Source organism: Bacillus cereus group sp. Bce041, assembly GCF_052646455.1.
In genome coordinates this window covers 314,725-331,537 of sequence record NZ_JBQXON010000002.1, presented here as the reverse complement: position 1 = coordinate 331,537, position 16,813 = coordinate 314,725, and the positions used below count along the sequence as shown (strand labels likewise).

Genomic DNA, 16,813 nt, shown 5'->3' with positions numbered 1-16,813 from the left:
GCTGTATATGCAGTTATTGCGAAGTATGTTTTAAATGGAGTAGGAACAGCAAAATGAGTGATATGACATAAAATCCCTTTCATTTGTAAAAAGAATGAAAGGGATTTTTTATTTTTAATGAGAATATGCTGAAAATTTAGTATGATAGTAAAGTGAAACTGTAATCAATGAGTAGGTGTAACTCTCACTGGTTATGAGCTCGCAAATAGCGGGGAAAAGTATATACATCTTGGATAAAGGGGAACAAGGGGATGACAAACATAGTACAGACAAACGGTATGAAAAAACTTGTTTGTTTTTATGAAGAGTGGCAAAAACACGGCGATGCAGAGAATAGTTTAAAGTTGTTTGAGGTAATTCAAAAATATAAACAAGAACAGCTTATGATAGCGTTCTGCGGTCACTTCTCTGCAGGGAAATCAACGATGATGAATCATCTATATAAAGCGCAGTTGTTACCGACAAGTCCAATTCCGACAAGCGCTAACGTTGTCAAAATTGAAAAAGGAATGGATCGTGTTGTTGTAACGGTTAAATCTGGAGAGCAGTACGAATATGACGGTGCATATTCAGCAGAAGAATTAAAACAAATTTGTAAAGACGGCGATGAAGTAATTGGTGTTCATATTTATCGAAACGACGCGCCGATTCCTGAAGGGGTTATGTTAGTTGATACACCAGGGATTGATTCAACAGATGATGCCCATCAATTAGCGACAGAGTCGACACTTCATCTGGCAGATGTCATTTTTTATATGATGGATTATAATCACGTCCAATCGGAAGTGAATTTACAATTTGTTAAAGAATTGAAACAACGTAATAAAACGGTTTATCTCGTTGTAAATCAAATAGATAAACATAAAGAAAATGAATTATCGTTTGAGAATTATAAAGATAGTGTAAAACAATCATTCTCTAACTGGGATATTGAAGTAGATGGTGTTTATTATACGTCATTACGAATGATGAACCATCCACATAATGAAATTAGAAGCTTAGAAGCGTTAATTACTTCTATTATGAAAGAAAAAGAGCAGTATGTAAGGACTGGAATGGAGCGAGAAACAGAATATTTAATGGGAGAACATTTCTCGTTTATTGTTTCTGAAAATGAAAAAGCTCTCTTGAAATATGAGGAAGAGTTAGCATCACCACTTTCTATTTCAGAGGTAGTTGAAAAGAAGGAAGAGTTAACGGAAGCGAAAAATCGTGAGGCAAGTAAAGAATCTCATGTGAGAAACGAATTTATAAAAGGTTTACAAGCTATATTAGATAACGCTTATTTAATGCCATTTGAAATGAGAGAATTGGCAAATGCATATTTAGAAACGAAATTAACAAAATTTAAGGTCGGTTTGCTATTTTCGAAAGGAAAGACGGAGCAAGAAAAACAAAGACGTGTAGAGGCGTTTTATTCTGCCCTTCAAAAGACTGTTGAAACGCAGCTTGATTTTCATGTGAAGGAATTTATTGTAGCCTTCTTAAAAGAAGAAGGATTGTTCACGGAGGAAATTGGGAAAGACATATATGGGTTAGAAATTGCTTTCGGACCAGAAATGTTGGCCGAAGTAATTAAACAAGGTGCAGGTTTCACAGGTGATTACTTACTTCTTTATACAGCGGATGTAGCGAATGAACTGAAGAAACGTTATTTTATAAAAGCACAGCAAATTTTTGATAAAAGTGCGGTCGTTTTAAAGCAAAAGGTGAGGGAAGCAGTTGCTCGTATTGAAGAAGAGATTGAAACATATACGATGTTGCAAACGGCGAAAGAAACACAATTACAATACAGTAACAATTTGGAGGCATATGAAGACTATTTACGAAATGTTTGGCACGATCATGTTGCTACGCCTGAAGGGCTGCAAATAGATGAGATATTGCAAAGGGAAAAGCAAATTGTTAGTGAGAAATTTACACTACAAGAGCAGGAAATCGTAAGCGATAACGTAGCGGTTCATGAAGAAGAGCTGAAAGGAACGGCGGCTTTAAATATTCAGCGGATATTAGAGAAAGTGAAAAAAGCTGAAACGATATTAGAGCCATTGCCAGCGCTGAAACATGTACAGCAAGAGGTAATAGAGAAAAGAAGACGTGTGGAAACAAAACAATTTACAGTAGCGTTATTCGGGGCATTTAGTGCTGGAAAATCATCATTTGCCAATGCCTTACTCGGTGAGAAAGTACTTCCTGTATCACCAAACCCGACGACGGCAACGATTAATCAAATTTTGCCGGTTACAGAGGAAAAACCACACGGAACAGTAATTGTTCAGTTTAAATCAAAGCAAGCGTTATTAGAAGATATGAAAGCTGTTTATAAGCTGTTTCATTATGAGATTGCTACGTTAGATGAAGCGTTAGCACAAATTGATAAAGTTATGAAATATCCTTCACCAACTGGGAAGCAAAAAACAACATTTAGCTTTTTACGAGCGGTACAAAAAGGATATGATGCAGTTTCTACTTATTTAGGAGAACAAGTACAAGTTACATTAGAAGAGTTCTCTGATTATGTAGCGAATGAAGAGAAATCATGCTTCGTTGAGTATATGGAACTTTATTATGATTGTGCTTTAACAAGGCAGGGAGTAGCGCTTGTAGACACACCTGGAGCGGATTCTATTAATGCTCGCCATACGGATGTTGCATTCCAGTATATTAAAAACGCAGATGCTATTTTATTTGTAACATATTATAATCATGTATTCTCTCGTGCTGACCGTGAATTTTTAATTCAGCTTGGTCGTGTAAAGGATACTTTTGCCCTTGATAAAATGTTCTTCTTAATTAATGCGGCGGATTTAGCAGAGTCTGAAGAAGAACTTGAAATGGTAAAAGGTTATATCGCAGATCAGCTGCTGCAATACGGTATTAGAAATCCGCGTTTATTTGCAATTTCAAGTTTATGTGCGCTTGAAGAGAAACAAGGAAAGAATGTTGAAAAAGAGAAGTATGGTATTTTACAAAACTCTGGGATTACGAAGTTTGAGGAATCATTTACGTCCTTTATGATGAGAGATTTAATGCTTGTTTCTGTGCATGCTCTATATGGTGCTTTGCAAGGGGCAGATCAGCTTTTAGTAAACATGATAAAGGGTGCAAAACAGGGGAATGAAGAGAAAGAGAAGCAAACGAAAAAATATGAAGCAGAGCGTGATCAACTACTTCATATCATTTCATCATATAGTGTACTTGCTGAAGAACAGGCGATGCAAAATGAAGTGAAAGAGTTGCTTTATTACGTGCAACAGCGTCTATTCCTGCGCTATAACGATGTGTTTACTGAATTTATTAATCCGGCGTCACTTCGAACGGATGGAAATGTGAAAACACAATTGCAACAGTGTGTTATGGAATTAGTAGCATTTATTCAGCATGATTTATTGCAAGAAATGCGTGCGACATCATTACGCCTTGAAAAATGGATAGACGAAGCGATGAAGCGTGCAAAGGACGAAATTGTAGTGAACTGTAAAGTAGAAAATGAATCAATTTCTATGAATGGAATAGTGGAGTATGAATATAAAGATATTACACATAAAGAACCGTTCCCTTCAGTTGAAATAAAAGATTTCAAAAAAGCACTGGCACATTTTAAAAATGAGAAAAGCTTTTTTGAAAAGAATGACAAAGCTTTTATGCAAGAAGACGCTAAATCTGTATTAGAACCGTTCGTATCAAACTATGTAGCTGATGAAAAAGATTTATTTGTTCATCATTATAAGCAAGAGTGGGATATGAAGTGGAACTTATTCCAAAAAGTGATGCAGCAAGATGTGATGAACTATTATGAAAGTATATTGTTTGCATTGGCTGAAACGATCGATGTATCTCTATATGAACAAAGTAAAGAACAATTGCAAAAGCAGTTAGTAGAGATTGAAAAAGAAATTTATGTTATATAGTCGTTATGAGAAAAAGATTCGTTCAATTTTCTTTTGCAGTACAGTATCTAAAGATTTTACAAATCCAGCAAATTCATCGGTAGAAATCATATGAGTAAGAACGAGTCGTCTGCCATCTGGTGTTTCACCGCATAAGACGAATGAAGAAAATTCATATGTTTTGTTTTCAACTACTAATTTTGGATAGGAATACGTGTCGCTTTTCTTCTTCTTTCCATCAATAGAGATGACGTTGCATTTTTTCTCATTGTTGTCCATGGTGAATCCCTCCTTTCTATTACTTATGGTAGACAAGGAGGGTTTAGAACAATAGAGAAGGGGGAATTTTTTATGTCTGTTGTAATAGAACGTATTCCAAAAGAGGCTATACCGAAGTCTTTATTGCTACTTGCTGATCCAAGTGAACGGCAAATAGCTACATATGTACAAAGAGGATTAACATACGTAGCTAAGCAGGGGGGGAGCGTTATCGGTGTATATGTTCTTTTGGAAACAAGGCCAAAGACGATGGAAATCATGAATATTGCGGTTGCAGAGCATTTACAAGGAAAAGGGATTGGGAAGAAGCTATTAAGGCATGCTGTAGAAACTGCTAAAGGATATGGTATGTCAAAACTTGAAGTTGGTACAGGCAATTCTAGTGTTTCACAACTTGCTTTATATCAAAAATGTGGATTTCGTATTTTTTCTATTGATTTTGATTACTTTTCGAAGCATTATGAAGAAGAGATTATTGAAAATGGGATTGTATGTCGTGATATGATCCGGCTTGCAATGGAATTGAATAAAAACGTATAACTATTTAGGGGGAAGAGAAGATGGAAGTACATAAAGCAATTACAGCACATTCTCGTAAACAAAATGAAAGTGTAAAAGCATGTTTACAATTAGATGCACAGCGTGAAGCAGCTATTGAAGCTGCCGTATCTCTTGCGTCAAATGGGAAAGAATTTTCGGTTGATGTCATTAATGTTGTAACGAAGCAAATTAATGATCTTGCAAAAAATGGTGTTACCTTGCAGCGTAAATATGTTACAGAAGAAATGGTTATGGAGTATGTAAGTCGTTTGAAAGAGAAAGAAGGTCGTTAAAGATGATAGTTACAGTCGAATGGTTACGTGAGCATATAGAAGATGAGAATGTCCGTATAATCGATTGTCGTTTTGATTTAGCGAATCCTAATTGGGGTAGAGAAAAGTATGAAGAAGGACATATTCCTCATGCGTTATATTTTGATTTGAATTTAGATTTATCAAGTCCTATAGCAGAACATGGTGGCCGCCATCCTTTACCAAATATTGAGGAGTTTGCAGACAAGCTTTCGGAGGCTGGTATTGATGAGCATACGACAGTAATTGCGTATGACAGTCAAGCCGGTGCAAATGCTGCTCGTTTATGGTGGTTATGTAACTATGTAGGACATGAGAAAGTATATATATTAGATGGTGGTTTCCCGGCTTGGAAAGAGAATGGACTACCGACAACAACGGAAATTCCTGTTGTTATACGAAAAACATTCAAAACAAACATACAAGATCATATGCTTGTAACGATGGAAACGGTCAGAGAGAATATCCGTGCAGGTGCGGATGTTACATTAATTGATTCTAGAGAGCCAAAGCGTTATGCTGGTGTCGAGGAACTTGTCGATCATAAAGCAGGTCATATTCCGACAGCGGTAAACCATTTTTGGAAGGATGGAATGTTGCAATCAGGACAATTTAAGAATGGAGCTGGGCAACAAGAACGCTTCCAAAATCTTTCGAAAGATAAGGAAACCATTGTATATTGTGGTTCTGGTGTTACAGCGTGCCCAAATATCGTTGCATTAAAATTAGCTGGATTCCAAAATGTTAAATTGTATGCAGGTAGCTGGAGTGATTGGATTTCTTATCCAGAAAATCAAATTGCAAAAGAAGAAGATTAATCACTTGCATGCAAAAATAATTTGTATTAAAATAAGGTCACAAGCAAGAGATTGCTCGAAAAACTTTGTATTTTACACATTGGAAACAATGTGATAATATAACGACAAGTAAATAATACATCCTGCGGTGTACGTAACTTATTTATGTCTAAAACCGATGTTAGTTATACGGAAGCTCAATATTTAGCGACCATCATCAAGCCTTCCTTGTGGAGGAAGATGTACGGTAACTGTGAGGGCATCCACCTGCGAGTAGCGGGTTTTTGGACATTTACGAGGAGCGGCACGTGCGGGGGTCTTATTTCAACTAACCTTATATAAAATTCCTACGGTGTACGTAGCTTATGCATGTCTTAAACCAATAAGTTTAATATGGAAGTTCAATATTTAAATGTAGCTAACATGCCATCTTTTTAAGAAGGAAGTTACAAACATTTGTGAGAGCATCCACCTGTGAGAGCAGGTTTATGGACATCTAGAGAGAACGGCATATGTGGGGCTATATAAAAACCTTACGTTTTATACGTAAGGTTTTTTTGTTGCATAGATATATCAATATTATCTTGATTCACCTGTGAAGTTTCCGTAATAAATGTAGCACTTTCTGTCTTCATCAATCTCTCTTGAATCTAAGGAGAACTCCATAGACATGCCGTCTCGCTGAATATATATAATATCTGAATGAAGAGATGGTAAAATTTCTTCATAGTTCCATACATCTTGACTATCTACTATGTTTGAACTCGTTTCACTTAGTTCTCTAATTTCAAAACCGATGTAGGAGTATGTAGGGTCTGAAGGGTCATTTGCGAAAACTTCTTTTTGAATATAAATAACTACTGTTCCGTCTGGATCAACCGAAGTTGCAGTAACAACATAAGTATTTTTCTCTTTAATAAAATATTCACAAGTCATGCGTGCGATAATTTCAGAATTAGAAATATTGGCGTAGTTCCATAAAGCAGGATACCCTTTCGTTTCATCATTAAGTCGATATTCTAAGCGCATTTAATCCCTCTTCTTCCTTTTTCTTCTACTTTATCATGCCATCCTATATAATAGGAATAGAATTTAAAAAGGGGAGTGCGAAGGTGACAAAAACGAAATGGCTAGTAGGTGGTGTCGTAACGTCTTTAATGACTGGCACTTTATTTGGTTGCGCACAAGATCTTCCCCCAAAACCAAATGATAATAGTTGTTCTGATTGGGATTGGGATGATGAACTTGGGGTATGGCAGTGTGATGATAGTAGTTCAGGTTATCGTGGGCATTATTTCTATGGTGGGCGATACTATCAAAATAAATCCACTTTTAAAAATTCATCGGCGTTTAAATCGTATCAATCGTCTGCTGAATTTAAAGGTGGAATTGGAAGCGGTTCAAAGGGAGGATTTGGGGGCTAAAATATGTCGCAATACATAAGGGATCGAAAAGAATTTTATTTAAAATATCCGGATTTTTGGTCGGATTTATATGAATGTGAGTATAGTTTGTTTCATGTTTTTTCTATAACAAATCAGACTTTGGACCAATTACACTTAGCGACTGAACGAATGGGGAAAATATTTTTTAAGACTGCTAGACTGCTGCGTAATTTAAGTGACGAACAGCTTCTAGATCTTGGCTTTCCATCCGCGAGTTTATCTTTCATTAGAATGAAAGGGCTCTATCCTGAATCTGTAATTTCGCGATTTGATTTTGCTGTAACAGAGGATAACAAAATCAAAATGCTTGAGTTTAATAGTGATACACCAACTTTTATTGTGGAATGTTTTCAAATGAATGGGAAAGTATGTGGAAATCTAGGCTATGATGATCCAAACTCGGATCAAGAACGATTGCTATCTTCTGGTGTAACGAAAGCAGTAATGGAAGCGACAAAGGGATTAGATAATCCAAATGTTGTTTTTACAGCACATCATGAACATATCGAGGATTGGAATACCACTATGTATTTAAGTCAGCTATGCCATGTTGAAAATAAAGTAGTGCCAATGTCAGAACTTAGAATTACAAAGGATGCTCTAGTCGATAAAGATGGGGCGAAGATTGATGTTTTATATCGCCAAACATATCCGATAGAAGATTTAATTGAGGATCAAGATCCTGAAACAGGAGATTTGGTAGGTGTGGAACTGTTACAACTTGTAAAAGCCGGAAAGCTTTTTATAATAAATCCTTTGTCAGCATTTTTACTTCAGCCAAAATCAATTCAGTGTCTTATTTGGGGGTTAGCAGAAGAAGAGGCCTTTTATACAAATGAGGAACAACAGTGGATTAAAGAATATATGTTACCTACATATTTAGAACCAGATTTATTTTTAGGAAAAGGTTCTTTCGTTCAAAAACCTTCATTTGGGAGAGAAGGAGATACAATTACGATTCGCGATAAAGACGAAAATATTATGCTTCAAAATGCACACCAAACATATAAAGCGTCACTGCCGATATTTCAAAAGTATATCGAACTGCCAGTTGTATCCTTGGAAACAGAAAAAGGGATCGAGAAACTGTCATATGTGTTTGGTTCGTTTTTAATTGCTGGAAAAGCGAGTAGTATCGGTATTCGTGCGGGAGAAAAGATTACAGGAAATGAATCGTACTATTTACCGGTAGGTATAAAAAGGAGGGGGAAAAATGATTAATTTTTTATTATATTTAGTAGTAACACTCGGCCTTTTATGTATAGGTCTGTTCTTGATGGAAGTGACAACGAAAGTAAAGGAATTTAAGTTAATGGCTCAAGGAAATAAGGCGGTAAGCTATGTGCTTGGAGGACGATTACTTGGGTTAGCTGTTGTTTTATATTCGACAGCAGCTAATTCAATTTCACTTCTTGATATGATTTCGTGGGGAGCAGTTGGGATTTTGGCTCAAATTATCGTCTTTTATTTAGCTGAGTGGCTTACACCACGCTTTAATATAAACAAAAGTCTCGAAGAAGATAATCAAGCAGTCGGTCTTTTTCTTATGTTTTTATCAATTTCAATTGGGATTGTAATTGCTGGTTGTATAACTTATTAAAAACTTTACGTTTAAACGTAAAGTTTTTTATTTTATCCCGTAAAAGCCCGATTGGTGAGGGCTAATAATCAGTGGGGGATGAACAAAACCTCCACTGATTAAAGTTACACTTTATATATGTTAGTTTGCCATACCTTTTGAAAAAATTGTAGGCTACGGTTGACATCTATTTTAAATAAGAGTAACATTTTCAATGTAATGAAAATAAGTCTCTGTTAGGTGAGGCTCCTGTATAGAGAAATGCTACTGCCCAAAAATGTCGAGAGACGCCAATGGGTCAACAGGAATGATCGAATTAAGGTTTTTCTTAACGTAGCTGGTAATGTACCTATGCTATACAGTGCTAAAACTCGGTGAGGGAGAGGTCCGTAGATTTCTAATTATATTAGAAATCGTTTATTTGTGTATGTAATGGCCGCTACTCTCTTAAGGGTAGGGGTCTTTTTTGTTACCAAGCTATGAGTAATTTCATAGTATAAACTATAAAATTAAACGAGGAGGTGAGGAGCATGTCAAATTCTGACTCGGTTCCGTTACCCATATACTTCAAATCAAAAATATATGATGTAGGCAGGAAACGATTTGTTCCTCCCTCTATATTTATCACAATATAGCGTTTATAAAGCGCGAGACACTTTCACAGTAAAGTGGATAAATTGAGAAACAAAGCGTTTCTTCCTATGTTGTAAAGGAGGAGACGATAATATGTTATATGCAAACAAAACTGTGGGTAACACGTCATATAAACTAAGTAAAAAATCAATAAAAGAACAAACAATGCTCCAAAAAAATAAAGATTTATTAATTGAAATTGCAACAAGAGATGTAAAATCTGTATTTGCATATTTTAAAACAACAAGAGATGGACTATCAATGAAAGAGGCACAAAAACGTATTCAAATATATGGCCGAAATGAACTAACTTCAAAAAGAGCACTTCTTGCAGAAGTAATGATGAAGCTAGGTGGCATGATTCCAGGTTTTTCAAAACAACGTGTGTGTGATGAATTACAACGTGAAACGATTACTGTATCTAGAGTAGAATGTTCTAGTAGTACAGGGCTAAATAGTGAACTGAAAATGATGGAGATACCTGTGCAAGAACTTGTACCTGGAGATATGATTTTTCTTTCGGCTGGAGATGCTGTGCCAGCTGATGTACGTATTATTTATGCAGATGATTTATTAGTGAATGAGTCTGTGTTAACGGGAAACGAAGCGAATATAGAGAAGTTTGAGAGCTGCTATCACCTTGAACGTAAACGGTTTATTCCATTAAAACGGATGAAAGATTATAATCCACTTGAGCTTGAAAATGTATGTTTTAAAGGTTCGCATATTGTTAGTGGAAATGCAAAAGCTATCGTTGTTTCTACTGGAAAAAATACGTATTCAGGCATCTTGCATACTTGTTGTAGTAGAACGTCTTAATGTGTTAATGATGCTAAATATACAAAAACAATGTATAATAGACAAAGTTGAGCAAAAACGTAGAATGGTAATCTATTTATATAACCTTACGTGATAACGTAAGGTTATTATTTTTTTAATAGGAGAGGAATTATGAAAAAAGTATTATTAGTTGATGGTATGGCACTATTATTTCGTGCTTTTTACGCAACAAGTGTCTACGGACAATTTATGAAACGACAAGATGGAACCCCTACGAACGGGATTCATGGTTATATGAAACACTTATTAACAGCTACGCAAGCGATCGAACCAACACATATCGTTACATGCTGGGATATGGGAAGTACGACATTTAGAACAGAATCGTTCTCGAATTATAAAGCAAATCGTGCAGCGCCACCAGAAGAATTAATTCCTCAATTTGATTTAGTGCAAGAAATGACTGCAAAATTATCCATTCCAGTTATCGGTATGAAAGGCTACGAAGCCGATGATTGTATCGGTACGCTTGCAAAACAATATTGCAATGAAGCTGAAGTTTATATTTTAACAGGTGATACGGATTTACTTCAACTTGTTGATAAGAGCGTTACAGTCATGCTTCTGCGTAAAGGAATTGGAAATTACGAATATTACACACCGGAGAAAATCATGGAAGAAAAAGGTGTAGAGCCGTGGCAAATCGTCCATGCAAAAGCTTTCATGGGAGATACAAGTGATAATTATCCAGGGGTAAAAGGTATCGGTGAAAAAACAGCGTATAAGCTTATTCAAGAGCACGGAACAGTATCCGCTGTACTAGAAAATGTAGAGTCATTAACAAAAGCGCAGCGTACGAAGATTGAAAGTGATTTAGAGAACTTAAATATTTCGTTGCAATTAGCCCAAATTCACTGTGAAGTTCCAATTTCATGTTCACTAGAAGAAGGATTACACACAATGGATGAAGAAAAACTTAGATTTGTTTGTGAAGAAATGAATTGGGGAAGACCTGAAATATTAATAAATATGCTATAAATAGTTTGGGAAGAGGGATGTTGCATAAGTCGAACTTTGACTTGGTGACACCTTCTTTTTGTTTTTATAAACAGTATTATAATAAATAAAATTATGTCGAACTCAATTTTAAATATATAAATATTTCGACAAGATATAATGATAAAAGTTGATGAAAATAATAACTTTTATCATGAAGTGAATTAATTTCAACATAGTTTTAGATAATCATTTTTTCGTGTTCACAAAGTTGTCAGAAAATAAACGGAATTTTCATATGAAGTTCAAATAGAATTCACAACAATCAATTATTATAAGAACACACAGATAATTCTTTATCTTTTATATAAACCATCCCCCAAGGAGGACAATGAAAATGAGAAAAAAAGTGAGAAAATCTTTTAAACAATTATTAATTGAAAATAAACAATCACTATTAAATAATAAAGAAAATATGAAAGAAATTGAAGAGAGAATTGAGAAACGACATGTAGCATATAGTGGTGCCAGTAATTAAATAAAATAAAAAAGATAGCCTACGTAGGCTATCTTTTTTATTTTATATTGAAAAAACGCTATTCAGCTCTTTAATTTTGTAAATATGCAAGATATTTTTATAGCGTTTTTCTATCAATATTACTCATTTTTCGAGGTTGAAATTGGTATATACCAATTTTTGAGATTTTCTATTCAAAATATTACAAAAAATGTTACAATACACTCAAATTTATACTATAAAATCATTTTAATATGAAAAATTGGAATGAAAAGAAAGGAGAGGAATATGAATAAAGATGTCGCTTTGAAATGATTATTATCATTTCATTAGGAGTTGATGTAAAAAGATGAAAAGATACGAAGAATTGGACTCTATAAGAGGGATTTCTTCATTAGTAGTAATGATTGGTCATCATTTAATGATTTTTTCAGCATTTCAAAATTACAGTTATGAAGATAATAAACCATTTGTTGTGTATCTATTAAAAGAAACGCCTGCTCGTCTAATTTTTAGTAGTGGTAACGAATCAGTTATTATCTTTTTTGTTTTGAGCGGATTTGTTTTGTATGAATCTATTCAAAAAAACTATAGTAGCTATGGGTCATACCTTTTAAAACGTATATGCAGAATATATATTCCTTATATTGTGGCAATAATTATAGCTATTGTATGCCAGATTACAATTAGTGAATATGGTATTTCTTATTTAAGTGAATGGTTTAATCGCTCATGGACGATTGAAAGTTCTTCAAGCTTAATCGCACAACATATTTTATTGGTTGGGAAATATAATACAGATGCATATAACGGTGTGATTTGGTCACTTGTCCATGAAATGCGAATATCAATAATTTTTCCGTTAATTTTGATGATTTGCTTACGAAAAACGTTAAGGTGTTCATTACTATTATTGTTTAGTTTTAGTATATGTTCTGTCGTAATATTATTTTTGTTTCGCTCGGGCTTAACATTAACAAGCTATGCATTAACATTGCATTATACGGTGCTGTTTTTACTAGGAGCACTAGTTGCGAAGTATAAAAATAATTTAATAGTTTTTTATAGTAATTGTACTAAAAACACAAAAATTGCATGGTTTTTATTTGCGATTTTACTTTTTATGTATGAAGGGCTTATAGGAGAAATTAAAGTGCTCAATAATTTTATATTTCGAGACTACGTAGTGGCGATAAGTGCAAGTCTATTTGTCATATTAAGTTTGTCAATATCAACTTTGTCGTCCTTGCTACATAATAAATATTTGTTATATTTGGGGAAGATTTCTTACAGTCTTTATTTATACCATATTATATCGTTGTTTTCCCTTATATACATGCTCCATGAAATATTACCGTTGCCTATTATTTTAATTTTTTCACTTGTTTTTTCGTTTATACTTGCAATGCTTTCGTATGTATATGTAGAAAAATTTGCATTCGGAGTCGGAAAGTATGTAACAAAACAAGTGGATAGAAGAGAGAAAGGGTTATCTGTAAAGAGTGAATTGCAGGATGTTATTCAGAAAAGGGCGGTGAAATAATTGAAGCAAGAAATGAGTATAAAAGATTTTCAACAATTATTGAAAAGAAGATTCGTAACGATTATTTTAACGATGTGTTGTTTAACCGCTTCTTTAGTTCTTATCTCTATGTATGTTTTAAAGCCGTCATATCAATATTCAACGCAAATTCTTGTTGGGAATTTAGATGAGTTTAATAAGGAAAATTCAACAAATAAAACACAAGAAAATAAGCAACTAGTAACATCGTATGTTGATATTTTAAAAAGCCCATTAATTATTTCAACAGTCAAAAAAACTTTGAAATTAGAGCAATCAAGTTATGAATTAGCACAAAAAATCTCGGTAGTGAATACGGACAATTCACAAATTGTAACTGTTACAGTAAAAGATTCCAATCCGAAAGTCGTGAAAGACATTGTAAAGACATTGGCAGAGCAATCACAACAAAGTTTTCAACAGTACACAAATGTACAAGGTGTGAAAGTGTTGACGGATCCTGAGTTACAGGAACAGGCTGAAAAATTGTTTCCGAAATTTCAACTGATCATTCCTATTTCTTTAATTGTTAGTTTTTTTGTTGGGATAGGTTTAGCTGTATTTCGAGATTATTTTGATGAACGTATATACACGGAACAAGATTTAGAGAAAATAACAACAGTCTCTGTTATTGGTCACATAAATGTGAAACCGAATAGAAAACAGAAATCTACAGAGATTGATAAACAATCATCTATATATCGAGGTGAACATGTCGATGTTTAGGACAAAGAAACAGCTGCCATTCGATTTGCATGATGATCTGATGAAAGAGCAGTTTTATACGGTGTATCACGAGCTGAAAAAATCTAGAAAACAACTATTCACAGTTAGTTCAACGAAGGACAGAGGGGTTGTTGCCTCACTTATAGTAAATATGAGTCTAGTGTTTGCAGAAATGAAGAAAAAGGTGTTACTTATTGATGTGAATTTTTCTGACCCTAAATTACATGTATTATTACAAAGTGATCACATGATAACCGTAAACGATATAATAAGCTCTTTCCCCTGCAATTATGAATCTTTTTCTAGTAATTTGTCTAAATACTTATATTGTATTCCTGCAAAAAAAACAGTACACACAGGGACGCCTTTAGTTGCTATGGATGAATTTGATAATGCGATTGCTAAGTGGAAAGAAGATTTTGATTACATTTTCGTTTATTCTTCTGAAGTATTTGAACTTCCTGCTACGCACATTATTGCAGGGAAATGCGATGGAGTGGTTTTAGCAGTTAAAAAGCAAAAAGATTCATTACGTACAGTGCAAAAAGTAATAGCGGATATAAATAGGAAAGAATGTGAATTAATAGGTATAATTTTATATTCTTGAATGTGGGGGTAACGATCCATGATTCGTGAAACAAATCAAGCCAAGTTGTATACGATTCCGGCTCAAGAAAAGCCTAGCATATTGAATCGAAGTGTAAAACGCTTGTTTGATATTATATTTTCAATCATATTGTTACTATTAACAATACCAATTATGTTGTTCTTTTGTATTATGATTACCTTAGAAACATCAGGGGCTCCAATATACTTTCAAGAACGTTTAGGTATAAACGGGAAGAAGTTTAATGTATTTAAATTAAGGTCGATGGTAAAGGATGCTGAAATGAACGGACCACAATGGGCAAAAGAACATGATCAAAGAATTACAAAAGTTGGATTGTTTATAAGAAAAACGAGAATTGATGAATTACCACAGCTCTTAAACATTTTAAGAGGAGATATGTCTTTTGTAGGCCCTAGACCAGAGAGAGAGTTTTTTTATAATGAGTTTGATGCGTATATTCCAGAATTTAAGGAACGTTTAATAGTAAAACCAGGACTAACAGGATGGGCACAAATAAATGGAGGGTATAATCTTGATCCAAAGGAAAAGTTGAGGCTGGACATGGAGTATATTGAAATGAAAACATTTCGGATGGACATCCGTATTTTATGTAAAACCGTTTTAATTGTATTGAACGGTAATGGTGCAAGATAAATATATATGTAAACAAACAACATATGTAAGTAGGTTACTTGCAAAGGAGAACTTGTATGGGTAGATCTATTCTAAGCAATATTATCCATCTATTTTATAGTACGATTTTAGCTAACCTTCTTCAGGCCGTCAGTTTAATTGTTTTAGCAAACTTTTTTAACGCACAACATTATGGGATGTTTAGTGTTGCCATAGCAGTGACGTTTGTTATGTTATTTTTTACAGACTTAGGACTTAGTAATACGTTTCTTCGAGAAGGGGCAAAGGATGGAGCAGATTTAGAGAAGATTTTATCATCGTATATAAAAATAAGGATGATTCTACTTATTTTTATTTCTATCATCGGTTATATTGCTATTCATTATATGTATGCGGATAAAAATTTAATTTATATGATGATAAACGTAATGTTTTTCATGTTAATAGGATTAACTTGGCAAAACATAGGGATTGCCTATTTTCAACTGACGGAACGTATGAAGTATATAGCGCTCATAAAAGTTGTATCAGCATCAGTTGTCATTATAATTACATGTTTTTGTATTTTCGGAGAGTTACCGGTGTATGTAACAGCTCGTTTATATGCTTTTGGGTATATGATTGGTGGTTTATTCAGTATATATATCATGAGAAGAAAGACGAAAATGAATATGAAAGTCGTAATTCATAAAGCGTTATTTTGGCAATTAACTCCCTTTATTATTAGCGGTTTTTTAATAATGAGTACGCCACAATTAGCGCCTATCTTGCTTAACTATACATTGCCATTAAGTATGGTAGGTGTTTTTGCAGTGGCGTACCGGATGCCGGCAGCTTTATATCAAGTACCAGGGGTAATTGCAGGTGCATTTTTTCCGGTGCTCTTTAAGCATTATAACCAGAATAATATAGAAGAGCATACGAAATTAAATTTACTTCAAATTAAATCAATGGCGATTGTAGGAATATGTATGACGATCGGTTTATATCATTTAGCACCATACTTTATTTCTATATTTTTTCATGAAGAATGGAGGAATGCAGTAGAACCACTCCAAATATTATCATTTCTTATTGTGCTACAAAGTTTAAATATTGCCATTGCTGACGGTTTAACGACGAGTGGTTGTCAAAATAAGAGGACTGTTGTGCAGTGTGTAGCATTGGTGATAGGTGGGGTTATGCTTTATAGCTTTAGTAGTCTTGGTGGAGTGATAGGAGCGGCATACGCTATGGTTTTATTTGAAATAGTCGCTTTAGTGGGATATATAGCGGTAAGTGTAGTGAAGAAAAAAATTGTATTCCAAATTGTAATACCGTATACAATTTATTTTGGTGTAACCTTTATTGGAGTGCAATATATATTGCATACATATCATTTAATTGCGCTTGTTCTTAATATACTAATTGTAGTAGCTGCCATATTCCTATATGATTATGAGCTAAAAAAACTTCTTCTTTCTTTTATAAGAAAAATACGCAAAAAGGATTATATTACGAAACAGGGGATATAGCC

17 protein-coding genes, 2 other RNA genes and 1 riboswitch are annotated in these 16,813 nt (G+C 34.2%); of the genes, 17 read left to right on the top strand and 2 right to left on the bottom strand.

Features of this window, described 5'->3' with window-relative positions; genetic code table 11:
* Nucleotides 1-251: 251 nt before the first annotated feature.
* Nucleotides 252-3,911, top strand: a complete 3,660-nt coding sequence (locus ACUN13_RS07605; protein ID WP_000182135.1) for a dynamin family protein — start codon at nt 252-254, stop codon at nt 3,909-3,911.
* Nucleotides 3,912-3,914: 3 nt separating this feature from the next.
* Here the strand turns inward: ACUN13_RS07605 and ACUN13_RS07600 are convergent, their stop codons facing one another.
* Nucleotides 3,915-4,169: a DUF3931 domain-containing protein gene (locus ACUN13_RS07600; protein ID WP_000369740.1), complete on the bottom strand. Its 255-nt coding sequence runs from the start codon at nt 4,167-4,169 to the stop codon at nt 3,915-3,917.
* A gap of 72 nt (nt 4,170-4,241) precedes the next feature.
* On the opposite strand from ACUN13_RS07600, the gene ACUN13_RS07595 reads away from it, so the two are divergent.
* From ACUN13_RS07595 to ssrS (ACUN13_RS07575), 5 genes are all read left to right on the top strand, one after another.
* A complete protein-coding gene (locus ACUN13_RS07595) occupies nt 4,242-4,709 on the top strand; it encodes a GNAT family N-acetyltransferase (protein WP_000117689.1) in 468 nt (155 codons plus the stop codon).
* A 20-nt stretch (nt 4,710-4,729) separates the two neighbouring features.
* Nucleotides 4,730-5,002, top strand: a complete 273-nt coding sequence (locus tag ACUN13_RS07590) for a YpbS family protein (RefSeq protein ID WP_000451818.1) — start codon at nt 4,730-4,732, stop codon at nt 5,000-5,002.
* 2 nt (nt 5,003-5,004) lie between these two features.
* Nucleotides 5,005-5,838 (top strand): sulfurtransferase, encoded by an 834-nt coding sequence (locus ACUN13_RS07585; RefSeq protein ID WP_000637560.1) that lies wholly within the window; start codon nt 5,005-5,007, stop codon nt 5,836-5,838.
* Between the two features lie 116 nt (nt 5,839-5,954).
* Nucleotides 5,955-6,137, top strand: a non-coding RNA gene (gene ssrS, locus ACUN13_RS07580) — 6S RNA.
* 21 nt (nt 6,138-6,158) lie between these two features.
* Nucleotides 6,159-6,342, top strand: a non-coding RNA gene (gene ssrS / locus ACUN13_RS07575) — 6S RNA.
* A 54-nt stretch (nt 6,343-6,396) separates the two neighbouring features.
* Here the strand turns inward: ssrS (ACUN13_RS07575) and ACUN13_RS07570 are convergent.
* Nucleotides 6,397-6,846 (bottom strand): hypothetical protein, encoded by a 450-nt coding sequence (locus ACUN13_RS07570; protein WP_025688552.1) that lies wholly within the window; start codon nt 6,844-6,846, stop codon nt 6,397-6,399.
* 83 nt (nt 6,847-6,929) lie between these two features.
* Between ACUN13_RS07570 and ACUN13_RS07565 the strand changes: the two genes are divergently transcribed.
* From ACUN13_RS07565 to ACUN13_RS07515, 11 genes are all read left to right on the top strand, one after another.
* Nucleotides 6,930-7,241 carry a hypothetical protein gene (locus tag ACUN13_RS07565; protein WP_000169030.1) on the top strand — a complete coding sequence of 104 codons (312 nt, stop codon included), beginning with the start codon at nt 6,930-6,932 and terminating at the stop codon, nt 7,239-7,241.
* Nucleotides 7,242-7,244: 3 nt separating this feature from the next.
* Nucleotides 7,245-8,483, top strand: coding sequence for a glutathionylspermidine synthase family protein (locus ACUN13_RS07560; RefSeq protein WP_000084933.1), 1,239 nt, complete (start codon nt 7,245-7,247; stop codon nt 8,481-8,483).
* Entirely contained in the window at nt 8,476-8,862 is a 387-nt protein-coding gene (locus ACUN13_RS07555) for a DUF350 domain-containing protein (protein ID WP_000606868.1), read from the top strand. Before ACUN13_RS07560 ends, ACUN13_RS07555 begins: the two co-directional genes overlap by 8 nt.
* 204 nt (nt 8,863-9,066) lie before the next feature.
* Nucleotides 9,067-9,232: riboswitch (M-box (ykoK) riboswitch) on the top strand.
* Nucleotides 9,233-9,567: 335 nt separating this feature from the next.
* Entirely contained in the window at nt 9,568-10,293 is a 726-nt protein-coding gene (locus tag ACUN13_RS07550; RefSeq protein WP_025688555.1) for a P-type ATPase, read from the top strand.
* A 132-nt stretch (nt 10,294-10,425) separates the two neighbouring features.
* On the top strand, nt 10,426-11,292 hold the full coding sequence (locus tag ACUN13_RS07545; RefSeq protein ID WP_000757075.1) for a 5'-3' exonuclease: 867 nt from the start codon (nt 10,426-10,428) through the stop codon (nt 11,290-11,292).
* 355 nt (nt 11,293-11,647) lie between these two features.
* The gene (locus tag ACUN13_RS07540) at nt 11,648-11,788 is read left to right on the top strand and encodes an FbpB family small basic protein (protein WP_001228048.1); all 141 of its coding nucleotides are present in this window, start codon (nt 11,648-11,650) and stop codon (nt 11,786-11,788) included.
* Between the two features lie 328 nt (nt 11,789-12,116).
* Nucleotides 12,117-13,310, top strand: a complete 1,194-nt coding sequence (locus ACUN13_RS07535; RefSeq protein WP_000833055.1) for an acyltransferase family protein — start codon at nt 12,117-12,119, stop codon at nt 13,308-13,310.
* A complete protein-coding gene (locus ACUN13_RS07530; RefSeq protein WP_000807062.1) occupies nt 13,311-14,054 on the top strand; it encodes a YveK family protein in 744 nt (247 codons plus the stop codon).
* Nucleotides 14,041-14,661 carry a CpsD/CapB family tyrosine-protein kinase gene (locus ACUN13_RS07525; RefSeq protein WP_025688382.1) on the top strand — a complete coding sequence of 207 codons (621 nt, stop codon included), beginning with the start codon at nt 14,041-14,043 and terminating at the stop codon, nt 14,659-14,661. Before ACUN13_RS07530 ends, ACUN13_RS07525 begins: the two co-directional genes overlap by 14 nt.
* An 18-nt stretch (nt 14,662-14,679) precedes the next feature.
* Complete coding sequence (locus tag ACUN13_RS07520; protein ID WP_000617648.1) at nt 14,680-15,318, top strand: sugar transferase; 639 nt, start codon at nt 14,680-14,682, stop codon at nt 15,316-15,318.
* A gap of 56 nt (nt 15,319-15,374) precedes the next feature.
* Nucleotides 15,375-16,811, top strand: a complete 1,437-nt coding sequence (locus ACUN13_RS07515) for an oligosaccharide flippase family protein (protein ID WP_000533741.1) — start codon at nt 15,375-15,377, stop codon at nt 16,809-16,811.
* Nucleotides 16,812-16,813 lie beyond the last annotated feature (2 nt).